This is a genomic window from Nocardioides koreensis (assembly GCF_039531775.1).
Lineage (GTDB): Bacteria > Actinomycetota > Actinomycetes > Propionibacteriales > Nocardioidaceae > Nocardioides > Nocardioides koreensis.
The window spans coordinates 640,999-655,960 of sequence record NZ_BAAAQR010000001.1 but is presented as its reverse complement, the minus strand read 5'-3'; the positions used below and the strand labels follow the sequence as shown (position 1 = coordinate 655,960).

The 14,962-nt window shown below is 73.5% G+C and carries 15 protein-coding genes; 11 read left to right on the top strand and 4 right to left on the bottom strand.

Going from position 1 to position 14,962, the window contains the following annotated elements:
• Positions 1–66: 66 nt before the first annotated feature.
• From ABD268_RS03195 to ABD268_RS03185, 3 genes are all read right to left on the bottom strand, one after another.
• The gene (locus ABD268_RS03195; protein WP_344147456.1) at positions 67–1,701 is read right to left on the bottom strand and encodes a LamG domain-containing protein; all 1,635 of its coding nucleotides are present in this window, start codon (positions 1,699–1,701) and stop codon (positions 67–69) included.
• A gap of 94 nt (positions 1,702–1,795) precedes the next feature.
• Positions 1,796–2,533 carry an ANTAR domain-containing protein gene (locus ABD268_RS03190; RefSeq protein WP_344147454.1) on the bottom strand — a complete coding sequence of 246 codons (738 nt, stop codon included), beginning with the start codon at positions 2,531–2,533 and terminating at the stop codon, positions 1,796–1,798.
• 40 nt (positions 2,534–2,573) lie between these two features.
• Positions 2,574–3,296, bottom strand: a complete 723-nt coding sequence (locus ABD268_RS03185) for a GAF and ANTAR domain-containing protein (protein ID WP_344147451.1) — start codon at positions 3,294–3,296, stop codon at positions 2,574–2,576.
• A 208-nt stretch (positions 3,297–3,504) separates the two neighbouring features.
• Between ABD268_RS03185 and ABD268_RS03180 the strand changes: the two genes are divergently transcribed.
• The 3 genes from ABD268_RS03180 to ABD268_RS03170 are packed head-to-tail and all read left to right on the top strand — an operon-like array spanning position 3,505 to position 6,193.
• A complete protein-coding gene (locus tag ABD268_RS03180) occupies positions 3,505–4,065 on the top strand; it encodes a PadR family transcriptional regulator (protein WP_344147448.1) in 561 nt (186 codons plus the stop codon).
• The gene (locus ABD268_RS03175) at positions 4,062–4,808 is read left to right on the top strand and encodes an ABC transporter ATP-binding protein (RefSeq protein ID WP_344147445.1); all 747 of its coding nucleotides are present in this window, start codon (positions 4,062–4,064) and stop codon (positions 4,806–4,808) included. Before ABD268_RS03180 ends, ABD268_RS03175 begins: the two co-directional genes overlap by 4 nt.
• Positions 4,805–6,193, top strand: coding sequence for an ABC transporter permease family protein (locus ABD268_RS03170; protein ID WP_344147442.1), 1,389 nt, complete (start codon positions 4,805–4,807; stop codon positions 6,191–6,193). Before ABD268_RS03175 ends, ABD268_RS03170 begins: the two co-directional genes overlap by 4 nt.
• A gap of 180 nt (positions 6,194–6,373) precedes the next feature.
• On the opposite strand, the gene ABD268_RS03165 is transcribed toward ABD268_RS03170, so the two are convergent.
• Positions 6,374–6,868: a hypothetical protein gene (locus ABD268_RS03165; RefSeq protein ID WP_344147439.1), complete on the bottom strand. Its 495-nt coding sequence runs from the start codon at positions 6,866–6,868 to the stop codon at positions 6,374–6,376.
• A gap of 197 nt (positions 6,869–7,065) precedes the next feature.
• On the opposite strand from ABD268_RS03165, the gene uraD reads away from it, so the two are divergent.
• Genes uraD through ABD268_RS03125 form a run of 8 tightly spaced genes read left to right on the top strand, consistent with a single transcriptional unit; the run spans position 7,066 to position 14,959 of the window.
• The gene (gene uraD / locus ABD268_RS03160; protein WP_344147436.1) at positions 7,066–7,575 is read left to right on the top strand and encodes a 2-oxo-4-hydroxy-4-carboxy-5-ureidoimidazoline decarboxylase; all 510 of its coding nucleotides are present in this window, start codon (positions 7,066–7,068) and stop codon (positions 7,573–7,575) included.
• A complete protein-coding gene (uraH, locus tag ABD268_RS03155; protein ID WP_344147433.1) occupies positions 7,572–7,874 on the top strand; it encodes a hydroxyisourate hydrolase in 303 nt (100 codons plus the stop codon). Before uraD ends, uraH begins: the two co-directional genes overlap by 4 nt.
• Before the next feature lies 1 nt (position 7,875).
• Entirely contained in the window at positions 7,876–8,715 is an 840-nt protein-coding gene (pucL, locus tag ABD268_RS03150) for a factor-independent urate hydroxylase (RefSeq protein WP_344147430.1), read from the top strand.
• Positions 8,715–9,575 (top strand): FAD binding domain-containing protein, encoded by an 861-nt coding sequence (locus tag ABD268_RS03145; RefSeq protein ID WP_344147427.1) that lies wholly within the window; start codon positions 8,715–8,717, stop codon positions 9,573–9,575. The genes pucL and ABD268_RS03145 overlap by 1 nt, the downstream gene beginning before the upstream one ends.
• A complete protein-coding gene (locus ABD268_RS03140; protein ID WP_344147424.1) occupies positions 9,575–10,048 on the top strand; it encodes a (2Fe-2S)-binding protein in 474 nt (157 codons plus the stop codon). Before ABD268_RS03145 ends, ABD268_RS03140 begins: the two co-directional genes overlap by 1 nt.
• On the top strand, positions 10,045–11,406 hold the full coding sequence (locus ABD268_RS03135; protein WP_344147421.1) for an 8-oxoguanine deaminase: 1,362 nt from the start codon (positions 10,045–10,047) through the stop codon (positions 11,404–11,406). The genes ABD268_RS03140 and ABD268_RS03135 overlap by 4 nt, the downstream gene beginning before the upstream one ends.
• Complete coding sequence (gene pucD, locus ABD268_RS03130; protein ID WP_344147418.1) at positions 11,403–13,709, top strand: xanthine dehydrogenase subunit D; 2,307 nt, start codon at positions 11,403–11,405, stop codon at positions 13,707–13,709. The genes ABD268_RS03135 and pucD overlap by 4 nt, the downstream gene beginning before the upstream one ends.
• Positions 13,706–14,959: a DUF6986 family protein gene (locus ABD268_RS03125; protein WP_344147415.1), complete on the top strand. Its 1,254-nt coding sequence runs from the start codon at positions 13,706–13,708 to the stop codon at positions 14,957–14,959. Before pucD ends, ABD268_RS03125 begins: the two co-directional genes overlap by 4 nt.
• Positions 14,960–14,962: the final 3 nt, after the last annotated feature.

Genomic DNA, 14,962 nt, shown 5'->3' with positions numbered 1-14,962 from the left:
CGCCCGGTCATGCGGCCGGGCAGCCCGGCTGGTGCCTGGTCCTGCGGGGATCTCGCTGGGTCCTGGTCAAGCCGCGCTGCAGCTGGTGGCCACCGCATCACGGCGGGACAGCTTCTTCTGGCTCACGATCTGCTGTCCGGTGGTGATGGGGAAGCCGCGCTGCCAGTCGGAGATCACGTTGGTCTGGTCCATCTCTGCGTCCGGCTGGCCGACCAGCGACAGCCGGAGGGTCATGGGTACGGCGGGGAGGGCTGCGGTCTTGGTGACCGAGCCGATGGGCGAACCGTTGAGGAACCACGTGATGTGGCCCTTGGCCACCTCGACGGCGACGTTGTACGCCTTGAGCAGCGGGGTGTAGGCAGCCGTCGCCGTTCCGCCCCACCAGTTCTGCGAGGAGCGGACCCCGAACGCGACGCGACGGGAGAAGGGGGAGATGCTCGCGACGGTGACGTTGTGGCGTCCGCAGTCGTAGTCGGAAGTCCTGGCCGGGATCAGCTCGACGAGGGTCTGGTAGGCGTGTCCGCCACGTTCGTACGCGTTGCGGATCCGGACACTGGTCTCCCACCGACCGTGCGTCATCGAGTTGCCGTGCAGCGTGGCGCGGGTGGTGCCGAAGTCCCCGGGGCCGGCCCCGGCGTACCGCTTGCTGTCCAGCGCCAGCCCGCCGTTGTACTTGAACACGCGTCCGCTGCCGGTCGAGGAGTCCTCCCAGCTGCCCCGGATCCGGGTGCCCCGGGACGGAGGGCTGGTGAGGGACTGTCCGTACTCCCAGGCGAAGTCGAAGAAGGAGGGGAACCACTTGTAGTGCTTGCTGGCGGTCGGCGGCTGTGCACCGCCGCCGGACGGCTTGCCCACCGGCACCGACCCGGGCGGCGTGGAACCGAATCGACTTGCGTACCAGTCCTGGGCGTCCCGCCCGACCAGCACGTACAGCGGGAACGACTGGGTCCAGCCGACCTGGTTGCCTCCCGCGAAGTAGTCCCCCGCGCGGACCCGGTAGACCGTGACGCCCGCAGCCTCGGTGAGGCCGAGGAAGAATCCGCGGCCGTTGTCCCCGACGGTGGTGGTGTCGACGGTCCGCCACGTGTCTGCATCGATGCGCTTCTGGAGGGCGAGGGTGCGCCCGCCGAACACGGGGAGGCCCTGCGACTCGGGGCTGCGAAAGATGTTGTCCGGGGTGGTGTCGACGGTGATCCCGAACAGCTGGCCAGCGTCCACCCGGCCCGGTTCGTTGGTGTTGATCTCCGGTTGCCCGGTGACCCGGATGGTGAGGTCCTGGGTCTTGGCGTTGAACACCCGGGCCGTGGACAGGTACTTCCCGGCCTTCGCCCGGTACCGGATGTTGAACATGCTGGGGGCGGGATAGGTGAAGGAGAAGCTGCCGTCCGCCCGGGTGCGGTCATGGAAGCCGTCGACCGTGGTCCAGTGACCTCCGGTGGCGCTGCCCATGTTGAACTGCAGGACCAGTCGCCGTTCTCCCCGATGTCCGACGTTCCCGGTCCAGGTGAGCTTTTGACCGCCCACGTAGTTGGTCGGCGACACCGCCAGACCAGCCGTGGTCGCCGCCGACAAGGTCGGAGCGACCTGCGGCGAGTGCGGTGCGGGGGCTGCGGGCAGGCTGGCGGTGGCGTACAGCAGGCCGACAGCCGTGCCGGCCACGAGGCGGGAGCCGGCGCGACGGAACCGAGAAGTGGTGATCACTCCATGGGTATCGGCTCCCGGACGCGCCGCATTGAGTCGCAGACCGGATTCTTCGTGGCCCGAGCCGGACGGGGGAGCGGCCCGCCCCGACGTGTCAGAGGGTCTCCTCGGTCGGCGCGACGAGTCCGGCGACGCGAGCCGGGTCGGTGGTGACGTCGTGCGCGACCTCGCTCAGCGGCCGGCCCGTGTCACGAGCGAAGCGACGCAGCCGCTCGAAGGCCTCATCGATGGTGCAGCCGTGGATCTGGGCGATCGCCCCCTTGGCCTGCTCGATGGCGATGCGGCTGTTGAGCGCACCCTGCAGCTGCTCGGTGAGGACCTCGCCACGCCGGATGGTTCGTTCCTGGAGCAGCGCGATGGTGGCGACGTCGGCGAGTGCCTGGACCACCCGGGCATCTGCCGGGTCGAGGGCGCCCACATCGGTGCCGAACAGGTTCATCGCTCCGATCACCTCCTGGCGCAGGCGCAGCGGGAACGCGTGCACGGCGCGGAACCCGCTCTCGACCGCGCGCGGGGCGAACCGGGGCCACCGGTCGGCGGACTGCATGAGGTCGGCGCCGACGATGGCCCGTCCCTCCGTGTAGCAGTCCAGGCACGGCCCTTCGCGCGCCTGGAGCTGGAACAGCTCGAGCATCTGGGTGCGCTCGTCGGAGGCAGCCATCAGCTGCAGCCGGCCCCGCCGGTCGGCGAAGAGCAGCCCCGCGGCCCGGATCTCCAGCAGGTCCGAGCTGCGCGCGGTGAGCATCTGCAGGAACTCGATGAGGTCGAAGTCGTCGGTGAGGCTGTCGGCGACCTCGACGAACACCTGCGCCAGCCGGTCGGCTGCGATCATGGGACTGACCCTTCCAGGTGGTTCAGGGAACCGACCCCGCTCAACGGTCCGGCTCCAGTACGAGTCTACGAGCAACGACGTCCGCGGCCACCTCGCCCAGCGGGCGTTCATGAGCGTAGGCGTAGGCGCGCAGCCTGGCCATCGCCTCGTGCAGGCTGACCCCGAGCTGTGCCTGCACCATGCCCTGGGCCTGGTACAGCTCGAACTGGCCGTCCAGTGCTCCGCCGAAGGCCGGGTTCTCGAGGTCCGACTGCTCCTGGGCGTCGAGCAGCCTGGCCATGGCGGCCTCGGCGAACGCCGCCGCCTGACCGAGGGCGGGGCTGGACATGGATCCGGCCCGGTCCCGGTACACATCCATGGCGCCGAGCCGGGCGGCGCCCAGCTGCAGCGGGAACGAGAACACCGCGCGTACGCCGTGCTCCTGGACCGCCGGCGCGTACCCCGGCCACCGGGTCCGCGCGGCATGCGCCAGGTCGGGGGTCAGGACCGGTCGACCCAGCGCCAGGGCGTCCAGGCAGGGGCCCTCGCCGAGAGTGAACTGGAGCTGTTCGACGGCCTCGCTCACCGAGCCGGAGGCCGCCAGCACGGTGGTGGTGCCTCGTGGGGCGACGATACTGATCCCGACACCGGTCGCGTCGAGCTCGCGCACGGCGGCGCGGCACAGGCGCTGCATCCATCCGCCGAGGTGGGGCTGGTCGTCCTCGCTGACGGGCTCGTCCGCGATCAGCCACCAGACGTCGCGCGGCTCGTCGGAGGTGGTCACGGCGAGTCGCACCACCCGGGACGACCGGGTGCGGCAGGGCTCCGCTCGACTTCCACCGCCGCACGCTTTCCGGGAAGGCACCGCCGCTGCGAAGCAGTCACATCCACCAGTTGGGTTCCTCCCACCGTACCGCTGCCCGACCGGTCGGGGCGCCGACACGACCAGACCACTATTCACTTCATGACTACATCGAGTGCATACTCTCCCCATGTCGCTGGGGATGGTGCTGCTCGGGGTCCTCGCCGAGAGGCCCGCGCACGGGTACGACCTCAAGCGCGCCCACGACGACCGGTTCCCCTCCGCCCGCCGGCTCGCGTACGGGCAGGTGTACGCCACCCTGGCCCGACTCGAGCGCGACGCGCTCGTCGAGCTGGCCGAGACCACCCGGGGCGCCGGACCCGATCGGGCCGTGTACGCCATCACGGACAAGGGGCGCGCCGAGCTCCTGGCCTGGCTCGACGCGGTGGAGTCGCCGGGGCCGTATCCGGCTGAGGAGCTGGTGCGCAAGACCATCACCTCGCTCCACCTCGGCGCCGACGCCGACGGCTTCCTGGTGCACCAGCGGGCTGCGCACCTCGCGGCCATGCGTCGGCTGACCCTGGACCGGGCGGAGGCCCCCGAGCTGGGTGCCCGCCTGGCGATCGACCACGCCCTTGCCCACCTCGACGCCGACCTCAGGTGGCTCGAGGAGACCCGCGACCGGGTGGCTCGGGAGACGACCGGAACCGGCGGCCGACAGGTGGCCGAACGAACAGGAGGAGACCGATGAACGGCCCCCAGCCCGAGCCGGGAACCGGCGCCGCATCAGACCCGATCGCGCCGCTGCTGTCCGCCCGCGCCGTGCACAAGACGTTCGGAGCCACCCCGGCGCTGCGCGCCGCCTCGCTGGACCTGTACGCCGGCGAGGTGGTTGCCGTGACCGGCCGCTCGGGCAGCGGCAAGTCGACGCTGCTGCACTGCCTTGCCGGGGTGACCGTCCCGGACACCGGCACGATCGTCTACGACGGGCAGCGGCTCGACCAGCTGCCCACAGACGACCGGAGCCGGTTGCGGCGCCGGCACTTCGGCCTGGTGCTCCAGTTCGGCCAGCTCGTGCCGGAGCTGACGGCCGCCGAGAACGTCGCGATCCCGCTGCTGCTCGAGCGCCGCAGGCGCGCCTCCGCCCAGGCCGCGGCGATGGAGTGGCTCGATCGCCTCGAGGTCGCCGACGTCGCCGACGCCCGCCCGGCCGCGATGTCCGGCGGCCAGGCCCAGCGGGTCGCGATCGCCCGGGCCCTGGTCACCTCACCGCGGGTGGTGTTCGCCGACGAACCGACCGGCGCCCTGGACACCGTCACCGGCGACCTCGCCCTGCAGGTGCTGCTCTCCGCCACCCGCGAGACGGGCGCTGCGCTCGTCCTGGTCACCCATGACAACAGGGTCGCCGCCGCCGCGGAGCGGGAGGTCGTGCTCCGGGACGGGACCGTGGACGTGCCCGCGACCGCCGGTCGGCCCGAGTCCGGCCGGCCATGACCGGGCCAACCGTCGGGCCCGTCGTCGGCCCGCACTCCGGAGGCGTCCGCCCGGGCCAGATCCGGCCCCTGCTGCGGATGGTCGTTGCCGCTGCGGGCCGCGGTCGCGCGGTGCTCGTTGCGGCGACCACGTCACTGGTGTGCGGGCTGCTGCTCGTCGGGGTGTCGATCGTCCGGCTCGGAGACACACCCGGGTACGGCTACGGAATCGGCCAGGAGCACCTGTTCCAGCCGATCGCGGAGCCCGGCACCCGTGGCGGCGTCATCGTCGCGATCATCCTCATGCAGCTGCCGCTGCTGCTTCTCCTCGACCAGGCGGTCCGGCTCGGGTCCACCAGTCGGCACCGCCGCTACGCCGCCCTCGCGGTCGCCGGTGCCACCCGCCGCGACCTGCGGCGCTGGGCGACGGTCGAGGTCGGCGCACCTGCCGCGGTCGGCGCGGTCCTCGGGGTTCCGGTGTGGTGGCTGCTGCGGCAGCTGCTCGGCCACCAGCTCGCCGACAAGGGCATCGGGGCGCTGGTGCCCACCGCCGTCGGGCCCGGCCCCTGGGCGCTGGCGGTCATCGCGGCGGTCTGCGGGTACGGGACGTGGGCCGGCCGGCGGTCCGGTTCGCAGATGACCGCGCTCCTGGCCGCGTCGAGGGGAGTACGGCGCCCGCCGCGGCCATGGGGTGCGCTGGTGATCGTCGCCGTCCTGTTCCTGTTCGGGAAGCAGCTGAACGGGAGCCTGGACAGTGAGCTGCCCCTGTTCGGCGACATCGTGTTGCTGGCCGTCGGCGTCGCCGGGCTCGCGCCGTGGACGGCGTACCGGGTCGCCGGCGTCGTGGCCAGGCTCGCCAGGACGGTCCCGACGCTGCTGGCGGCGCGACGCTTGACCGCTGACGCGCGCCCTGCCGGCCGCGCCGCGGCCGCGATCGGTGCGGTGGCTCTCACGATCGGGGTGGTGGCCGCGTTCACCCGCAGCATCCTGCGGGGGAACTGGGACCCGGGTGAGTACCTCGTCCCGGCGTACGTGGCTGCTGCCTGCGCCGTCGCTGCGACCCTGGTGATCGCGACGTCCCTGGCCGTGCACTCGGCGGAGACGGTGCTCGAACGCCGCCGCGAGATGGCCGCCCTGGTCGCCAACGGCGTCCCGGCGTCGGCGCTCGTCAGCAGCCAGCGGACCGAGTGCCTCATCGCGACCGTCCCGCTGGCCCTCGCCGGCACCCTGTTCGGCGGGTTCGGGTACGGACTGGCGGACGGTCTCGACGCCGTGATGACCGGCTACATCCTCCTCGCGACCACGGCGGTCGCTCTCGTCGTGGTCGGCGCCGTCTGGGTCACGACCCGGATGCTGCGCCCGTGGGTGATGGACGCGGTCTCGCTCGAGCAGCTGCGCACGGAGTGAGCGCACCCGACCCTGTCTTCCGTCAGGGGCGGTCGAGCCTGCGGTAGCTGCTCGCCAGCTCGCGGTGGTCGTCCCGACCTCCTGACCCACCACCGCGTGTGGCTCAGGTTGTGCGTCCGACGTGCTGCCCGTCCGACGCACCCTGGGCCTCACGAGGGCGAGCGGTCGCGGGTCAGTAGGTCAGGCGCCGGCGCGGCCCTCCGGAGGGTAGGTCTTCACGCCAGAGCCGCCGATCGGCGCGAAGTCCTCCGCCGCCGCCTCCGCACACCAGCCCTGCGTCGGGCCGGGCTCGGTCAGCCCCCCACCGTCGGAGGAGTACGTGAACGTGGACGCTCCCGAGCTCGACCCACCGGCCGCCCCGCGGATGCAGTACCGCTGACCGGCGTCGTCCACGGCCACCTCGAACGCTGCGCCCTCGGACACCCGGATCGAACCCACACGCGCCAGCGCGGCGACGTCGGTGGTGTAGGCCTGATGGTCGACGTAGAAGACCTCCTCGAAGGTCGCCAGGTTCTTCAGGTCCGCCCTCACGGCCGCGTTCGCGGCCCGCTGCTGGGGCGTGACCTGCGGCGTCGAGGAGTCGTCGCCGCAGGCGGTCAGCGTCGCGGCCAGGGCGAGTGCAGCCGCAGCCGCTGGAAGGACCCGCCCGAGGGATGCGGGTGAACGGTCAGTCATCAAGGACGCGCCTTCGGGTAGATCGGGAGCGAAACATAGCCGCACCGTGCCCCCCGCGCCGGCACGCACGCCGGTCGGACGTGAAACTGCGCCGACTCGGCCGGGCGGGCAGGTGAAACTGCGCCGACTCGGCGTTGACCGGTGTTCCTGAGCCGAAATGCCGATGAGTCCACTCGCGAGTGGATAGCGTGGCTGTGGTGCAGGTCACAGAGTTCAACGCTCTGCCGGCGGGGGAGGCACGGAGCCTCGTCGCCGGCTGCCTCGGCGTGCCCCGGTGGGCGGACGAGGTGGTGGTCGGGCGGCCGTACGCCGACGTCGACGCACTGCGCAAGCAGGCGCACGACTCGGCCCTCGAGCTGACCGACGACGAGCTCGCGGCGGCGCTGTCCCGCCATCCCAGGATCGGGGAGTCGCGGATCGGCGAGCGGCGCGACGCCGACGACGCCGACGACGCCGAGGCGCGGCACTCGCGCGCCGAGCAGTCGGGGGTGGGGGCCGGGCACCAGGAGCGGCTGCGCGCGGCGAACGCGGCGTACGAGGCGAGGTTCGGGCGCGTCTTCCTGATCCGCGCGGCCGGCCGCAGCGGCGACGAGATCCTCGCCGAGCTGCAGCGCCGGCTCGGCAACGACGACGCCGCCGAGCGCGCGGAGACCGTCACGGCGCTGCGCGAGATCGCCCTGCTGCGCCTCGGGCAGGTGGTCGCATGAGCCAGGTGACCACGCACGTCCTCGACACGACGGCCGGTCGACCGGCCGCGGGCGTCGCCGTGAGGCTGGAGTGCGGCGACGCGGTCCTCGCGAGCGGTACGACGGACGCCGACGGCCGCATCGCCGGCCTCGGCCCGGACCGGCTCGACCCGGGGACCTACCGGCTGCGCTTCGACACCGCGGCGCGGAGCGACTTCTTCCCGGAGGTGGTCATCGCCTTCGTCGTCGTGGACGACACCCATCTGCACGTGCCGCTGCTGCTGAGCCCGCACGGCTACACGACGTACCGGGGGAGCTGACGTGGGGATCGTGCTGGGGACCAACCGCTACGGCAAGGCGGAGACGCGCGTGTTCCGGATCGTGCGCGACACCGACCGCCACGTCATCCGCGACCTCAACGTCTCCACGTCGCTGACCGGCGACTTCGCCGCCGCGCACGTGCGCGGCGATCAGGCGCACGTGCTGCCGACCGACACCCAGAAGAACACCGTCTTCGCGTTCGCCAAGTTGGTGGGCGTCGGCGAGATCGAGGACTTCGGCCTCGCGCTGGCCCGGCACTTCGTCGACGACGTCGGGCCGGTGACCGGCGCGGACGTGCGGATCGAGGAGCACGCCTGGGAGCGGATCGCCGACAACGACCACGGCTTCAGCAGGCGCGGGCCCGACGTGCGCACCGCTCGGGTCACGGTGTCGCCGGAGGGCACGACGGTCGTCGGCGGCATCCGGGACCTGGTGGTGCTGAAGTCGACCGGCTCGGAGTTCGCCGACTTCCTCGTCGACGACTACACGACGCTCGCGCCCACCCACGACCGCGTGCTCGCCACGTCGCTCACCGTGCAGTGGACCTACACCGCGGGCGAGGACCACGACTGGGGCGCGACGTACGACGCGGCCCGGCGGACCCTGCTCGACCGGTTCACCGGCGTGCACTCGCTGGCCCTGCAGCAGTCGCTGTGGGAGATGGGCCGTGCGGTCCTCGAGGCCGTGCCGGAGATCGCCTCGATCGAGCTGGTCGCTCCCAACATCCACCACATCGCGGTCGACCTGGCGCCCTTCGGGCTGGCCAACGACGGCGAGGTCTTCCACGTGACCGACCGGCCCTACGGGCTGATCGAGGTCACCGTCGAGCGGAAGGCCTGATGGAGTTCCTGTCCCCGACCTCGCTCCCCGACGCGCTGGCCGCGCGGGCGGAGCACCCCGGCGCGGTCCCGATCACCGGCGGCACCGACGTGATGGTGGAGCTGAACTTCGACCGGCACCGGCCGCCCGCCCTGCTCGACCTCACCCGGGTCCCCGAGCTGGCCACCTGGGACCGCGTCGACGGCCACGTCCGGCTCGGCGCCGGCGTCACCTACGCCCGCGTGATCGACGAGCTCGCCCCCGCGCTGCCCGGCCTGGCGCTGGCCTCGCGCACGGTCGGGTCCCCGCAGATCCGGAACCGGGGCACGGTCGGCGGCAACCTGGGTGCCGCCTCGCCCGCGGGAGACGCGCACCCCGTGCTGCTCGCGGCCGGCGCCGAGGTGGAGCTCGCCTCCGTCTCGGGGGTACGCCGGGTCCCCGCGGCGGAGTTCTACACCGGGCCGAAGAGGCACGCCGGCCGCCCCGACGAGCTGGTCACCGCGGTGTGGATCCCGGCCGCGACCGGGCCGCAGCAGTTCAGCAAGATCGGGACCCGCAACGCGATGGTGATCGCGGTGGCGGCGTTCGGGCTGGCCCTGCACCCGGAGCGGCAGGCGGTCGGCACCGGCATCGGCTCCGCCGGTCCCACGCCGCTGCGGGCCCGGCAGGCCGAGGCGTTCCTGGCGGCCGAGCTCGACTGGGACTCGCGCACCGACGTCGCCGACGCCGCGGCCGCGGAGTTCGGGCGGCTGGTGGCGGCCGCGGCCTCGCCGATCGACGACGTGCGCGGCACCGCGGCGTACCGCCGTCACGCCCTGGGCGTGATGGCCCGCCGCTGCCTGGCCTGGACGTGGGCCGACCACCAGCGAGCGGAGGACTGATGCGGGTCACGATCACGGTCAACGGCGAGCGCCGCGAGGCCGACGACGTGTGGGAGGGCGAGAGCCTGCTCTACGTCCTGCGCGAGCGGATGGGGCTCTCCGGCTCCAAGAACGCCTGCGAGCAGGGCGAGTGCGGGTCGTGCACGGTCTACCTCGACGACGTCACCTGCTGCGCCTGCCTGGTCGCGGCCGGCCAGGCCGACGGGCGCCGGGTGGACACGGTCGAGGGGCTCAACCAGCACGGCAGCGAGGGCGAGCTGCACCCGGTGCAGCAGGCGTTCGTCGAGGCCGGCGCGGTCCAGTGCGGCTTCTGCACGCCCGGCCTGCTCGTCGCCACACACGACCTGCTCGCGCGCGACCCGGACCCCGACGACTCCGAGATCCGCGAGGCCCTCGCCGGGAACCTCTGCCGCTGCACCGGCTACGAGAAGATCATCGACGCCGTGCGGCTGGCCGCGGAGCGGCTGCGATGAGGGTCGTCGTCGACGGGTGCGCGGTGGTCACGATGGACGCCGCGCGGACCGAGCACGCGGTGGGGCACGTCATCGTCGACGGCGCCCGGATCACCGCGGTCGGCGAGGGCCGCGCGCCCCGCGACCTGGCCGACACGACGTACGTCGACGGCACCGGCTGCCTGGCGACGCCCGGGCTGGTCAACACCCACCACCACCTCTACCAGTGGCTGACCCGCGGCTCGGCCGTCGACCACACGCTCTTCGAGTGGCTGACCACCCTCTACCCGGTCTGGGCCGGGCTCGACGAGGAGACCGTCCGCGTCGGCGCCACCGGCGCCCTGGTCCAGCTGGCACGCACCGGCTGCACCACGACGACGGACCACCACTACGTCTTCCCCGCCGACGGCGGCGACCTGCTCGGGGCCGAGATCGAGGCGGCGCGCGCGGTCGGGCTGCGGTTCCTGCCCACGCGCGGCTCGATGGACCTCGGCCGCTCGCAGGGCGGGCTGCCGCCGGACCACGTGGTGGAGGAGATCGACACGATCCTGGCCGCGACCGCCGACGCGATCGACCGGCACCACGACCCGTCCCCGGACTCGATGCTGCGCGTCGGCGTCGCGCCCTGCTCGCCGTTCTCGGTCACCGGCGACCTGCTCAAGCAGGCGGCCGTGCTCGCCCGGGACCGGGGCGTCCGGCTGCACACCCACCTCGCCGAGACCACCGACGAGGACGAGTTCTGCCGCGAGCGGTTCGGCTGCCGCCCGGTCGAGTACGTCGAGTCCCTCGGCTGGGTCGGCCCCGACGTCTGGTTCGCCCACGGGGTGCACCTCGACGACGACGCGGTCGCGACCCTGGCCGCCACCGGGACCGGCGTCGCGCACTGCCCGTCCTCCAACGCCCGCCTCGGTGCCGGGGTCTGCCGGACCCGCGACCTGCACGCGGCCGGCGTACCGGTCGGGCTCGGCGTCGACGGCGCCGCCTCCAACGAGGCCGCGTCCCTGGTCGAGGAACTGCGACACTCGGTGCTCTTCGCGCGCGCCGTCGGCGGGCCGACCGCGCTGACCGTCCGCGACGGGCTCGAGCTCGCGACCATCGGTGGCGCGAAGGTGCTGGGCTGGGAGGACCGGATCGGCTCGCTGGAGCCGGGCAAGCAGGGCGACCTCGCGCTGTGGCGGGTGGACACCGCCGCCCATGCCGGCATCGCCGACCCGGTCGCCGCGCTGGTGCTCGGCAGCCCGCCGCCGCTGGAGCTGCTGCTGGTCCAGGGCCGGCCGGTGGTGCGGCACGACGCGATGGTCGACGTGGACGAGGAGCGGCTCGCGGCCGACGTACGCACCGCCTCCGAGACCCTGCTGGCGAAGGCGGTGAGGGCATGACCGGCTCGACCACGGAGCGGACCCGGGTCGGCGCGCCAGGCGGGGTGGGGGAGTCCCCGCTGCGCCCGGACGGGATCCTCAAGGTCACCGGGGAGTTCGCCTACGGCAGTGACCTGTGGATGGACGACATGCTGTGGGGCGTCACGCTGCGCAGCCCGCACCCCTACGCCCGGATCGTGCGCGTCGACCTCACCGAGGCGCTCCGCACGGCCGGGGTCTTCGCGGTGCTCACCCACGACGACGTGCCCGGCTCGAAGTTCTTCGGCCTCGAGCACCAGGACCAGCCGGTGCTGGCGATCGACACCGTCCGCTACCAGGGCGAGCCGGTCGCGCTGGTCGCCGCGGACCATCCCGAGACCGCCCACCGGGCCGCGCAGAAGATCGTCGTCGAGTACGACGTGCTCGAGCCGGTCACCGACGCGCGCACCGCGCTGCTCCCCGACGCCCCGCGGCTGCACCCGGGCGGCAACCTGGTGCGGCACGTGAAGGTTCGCACCGGCAACCCGCACCCCACCGCCGAGATCGTGGTCTCCGGCGACTACGAGGTCGGGATGCAGGACCAGGCCTTCCTCGGGCCCGAGTCCGGGCTGGCGGTCCCCGACGGCACCGGCGGCGTCGACCTCTACGTCGCCACCCAGTGGCTGCACGTCGACCAGCGGCAGGTCTGCGCGGCGCTCGGCCTCGGCCCGGACCGGGTGCGGCTCCAGCTGGCCGGCGTCGGCGGCGCGTTCGGCGGCCGCGAGGACCTCTCGATGCACGTGCACGGCTGCTTGCTCGCGCTGCACACCGGCAAGCCGGTGAAGATGGTCTACAACCGCGAGGAGTCGTTCTTCGGCCACGTGCACCGGCACCCCGCCTCCATGCACTACGAGTACGGCGCCGACCGCGACGGCAAGCTCGTCTACGCCCGGGCCACCGTCCACCTCGACGGCGGCGCCTACGCCTCCAGCACCCCCGCGGTCGTCGGGAACGCCGGCACGATGGGGCTCGGCCCCTACGAGATCCCGAACATCGCCATGGACTGCTACGGCGCCTACACCAACAACCCGCCCTGCGGCGCGATGCGCGGCTTCGGGTCGGTGCAGACCGCGTTCGCGGTCGAGGCGGTCATGGACAAGCTCGCCGCAGCCGTCGGCGTCGACCCCGTCGAGATCCGGGTCCGCAACGGCTTCTCCGAGGGCTCGCGGGCTCCCACCGGGCAGGTGATCGACAGCGCCGCGCCGGTGGCCGAGCTGGTCGAGCGGCTGCGCGCGATGCCGCTGCCTGGTCTCGACAGGCTCGACCAACGAGGACAGGTCGACCTGCGCCGGCTCCCCGGCGGCGTCGCGAACACCACCCACGGCGAGGGCGTACGCCGCGGCGTGGGGTACGCCGTGGCGTACAAGAACGTCGCCTTCTCCGAGGGCTTCGACGACTACTCGACCGCCCGGGTGCGGCTGGGGATCGTCGGCCACGAGCCGGTCGTCACCGTGCACACCGCGGCCGCCGAGGTCGGCCAGGGGCTGGTCACCATCGAGCAGCAGATCTGCCGCACCGAGCTCGGCGTCGAGTCGGTGGTCGTGGCCCCCAAGGACACCCAGGTCGGGTCGGCCGGGTCGAGCTCGGCGTCGCGGCAGACCTACGTCACCGGCGGCGCGGTCAAGGCCGCCTGCGAGAGCGTGCGCCGGATGGTGCTCGCCCGGGCCGCCGAGCGGCTCGGCACCGACGAGGCCGGGCTCCGGCTCGAGGACGGCGCGGTCTCGGACAGGACCGGCGCGGCGATCACGCTCGTCGACCTGCTCGGCACCGACGTCGTCGAGGACACCGTCGAGTGGCGGCACCGGCCGACGTACCCCATCGACCCGGAGACCGGCCAGGGCGACGCGCACGTCCAGTACGCCTTCGCGGCGCACCGAGCGGTCGTCGACGTCGACGTGGAGCTCGGCCTGGTCAAGGTCGTCGAGCTCGCCTGCACCCAGGACGTCGGCAGGGCCCTGAACCCGTCCGCCGTGGTCGGCCAGATCCAGGGCGGCAGCACCCAGGGGATGGGGCTGGCGCTGATGGAGGAGATCCAGATCGTCGAGGGCCGGATCACCAACCCGTCGTTCACCGACTACCTGATACCGACCATCCTCGACACCCCGCCGATGCCGATCGAGGTGCTCGAGTACGCCGACCCGCACGCGCCGTACGGCCTGCGCGGCGTCGGCGAGGCGCCCACCATCTCCTCCGGCCCCGCGGTCGCGGCGGCGGTCCGCGCCGCCACCGGCCTCGACCTGCGGCGGGTGCCGATCCGGCCCGAGGACGTGACCGGCACCCGATGACCGACCGACCGACCCGGCTGAGCGCCGAAGACCTCGCCGAGGTGGAGCGGATCATGGCGCCCGCGGACGCGGCGCTCGCCCGGGACTACCCCGGGGACACCGGCGAGCGGCAGCCGGTGCACACCGTCTACCTGCCCGCGGACCGGATCGGCCCCGGCCTCGTGAACGGGTACGGCGCCGCCGCGCGCGCCGCCCTCGACGCGCACGCCCCCTCGCCCGAGGCGCTCGCGCTGGCCACCGGGGCCGACCCCGAGGAGATCGCGGCGGTCTGGTCGCTGCTGCTGGCCAAGCTGGAGCGGGAGCCGGTCGAGGACCTGCGGATCGACCTCGAGGACGGCTACCGCGGCCACACCGACGCCGAGGAGGACGCCGACGCGGTCGCCGCGGTGACGGCGGTGGCGGCCGACCCGCCGCCGTACTGGGGGGTCCGCTTCAAGTCCTTCGAGGCGCCCACCCGGGCCCGCGGGCTGCGCACCCTGGACCTGGTGCTCGGGGCCGCGCTCGACGCGGGCCCGCTGCCCGACGGCTTCCGGCTCACGCTGCCGAAGGTCACCTCCGTGGAGCAGGTGCGCGCGATGGGCGCGGCCTGCGACCGGCTGGAGGCGGCGTACGGCCTCGACCCCGGCCGGCTCCGGTTCGAGGTCCAGGTCGAGACCCCGCAGGTGGTGCTCGGTCCCGACGGCACCGCGACGGTCGCCCGGCTGGTGCACGCCGCGGGCGGCCGGTGCGACGGGCTGCACTTCGGCACCTACGACTACACCGCCGCGCTCGGCATCGCCGCCGGCCACCAGGCGATGGACCACCCGGTCGCCGACCACGCCAAGCACGTCATACTGCTCGCGGCCGCCGGCACCGGCGTCCCGGTCAGCGACGGGTCGACGAACGTGCTGCCCGTCGGGTCGGCCGAGCAGGTGCGGCGGGCCTGGGCGCTGCACTTCCGGCTCGTGCAGCGGTCGCTGGCGCGCGGGCTCTACCAGGGCTGGGACCTGCACCCGGCCCAGCTGCCCACCCGGTTCCTGGCGACGTTCCTCTTCTACCGGTCCGGCCTGGAGACGGCCGCCGGCCGGCTGCGCGACTACCTCGGCGGGGCCGCGGGCGCGGTCCTGGACGAGCCGGCGACGGCCCGGGCGCTGGCCGGCTTCCTGCGCCGCGGCGTGCACTGCGGGGCCGTCACCGCCGACGAGGTGGAGCGGCTGACCGGGGCGCCCGCCTCGACCCTGGACGACCTCGCGCTGCGGCGGGTGGGCTGAGGT

Bases quoted from the DNA above. Each gene is read 5' to 3' on its own strand.
- ABD268_RS03190 (WP_344147454.1), bottom strand. From the start codon at position 2,533: ATGATCGCAGCCGACCGGCTGGCGCAGGTGTTCGTCGAGGTCGCCGAC.
- ABD268_RS03180 (WP_344147448.1), top strand. From the start codon at position 3,505: ATGTCGCTGGGGATGGTGCTGCTCGGGGTCCTCGCCGAGAGGCCCGCG.
- ABD268_RS03175 (WP_344147445.1), top strand. From the start codon at position 4,062: ATGAACGGCCCCCAGCCCGAGCCGGGAACCGGCGCCGCATCAGACCCG.
- ABD268_RS03170 (WP_344147442.1), top strand. From the start codon at position 4,805: ATGACCGGGCCAACCGTCGGGCCCGTCGTCGGCCCGCACTCCGGAGGC.
- ABD268_RS03165 (WP_344147439.1), bottom strand. From the start codon at position 6,868: ATGACTGACCGTTCACCCGCATCCCTCGGGCGGGTCCTTCCAGCGGCT.
- uraH (WP_344147433.1), top strand. From the start codon at position 7,572: ATGAGCCAGGTGACCACGCACGTCCTCGACACGACGGCCGGTCGACCG.
- ABD268_RS03145 (WP_344147427.1), top strand. From the start codon at position 8,715: ATGGAGTTCCTGTCCCCGACCTCGCTCCCCGACGCGCTGGCCGCGCGG.
- ABD268_RS03140 (WP_344147424.1), top strand. From the start codon at position 9,575: ATGCGGGTCACGATCACGGTCAACGGCGAGCGCCGCGAGGCCGACGAC.
- ABD268_RS03135 (WP_344147421.1), top strand. From the start codon at position 10,045: ATGAGGGTCGTCGTCGACGGGTGCGCGGTGGTCACGATGGACGCCGCG.
- pucD (WP_344147418.1), top strand. From the start codon at position 11,403: ATGACCGGCTCGACCACGGAGCGGACCCGGGTCGGCGCGCCAGGCGGG.
- ABD268_RS03125 (WP_344147415.1), top strand. From the start codon at position 13,706: ATGACCGACCGACCGACCCGGCTGAGCGCCGAAGACCTCGCCGAGGTG.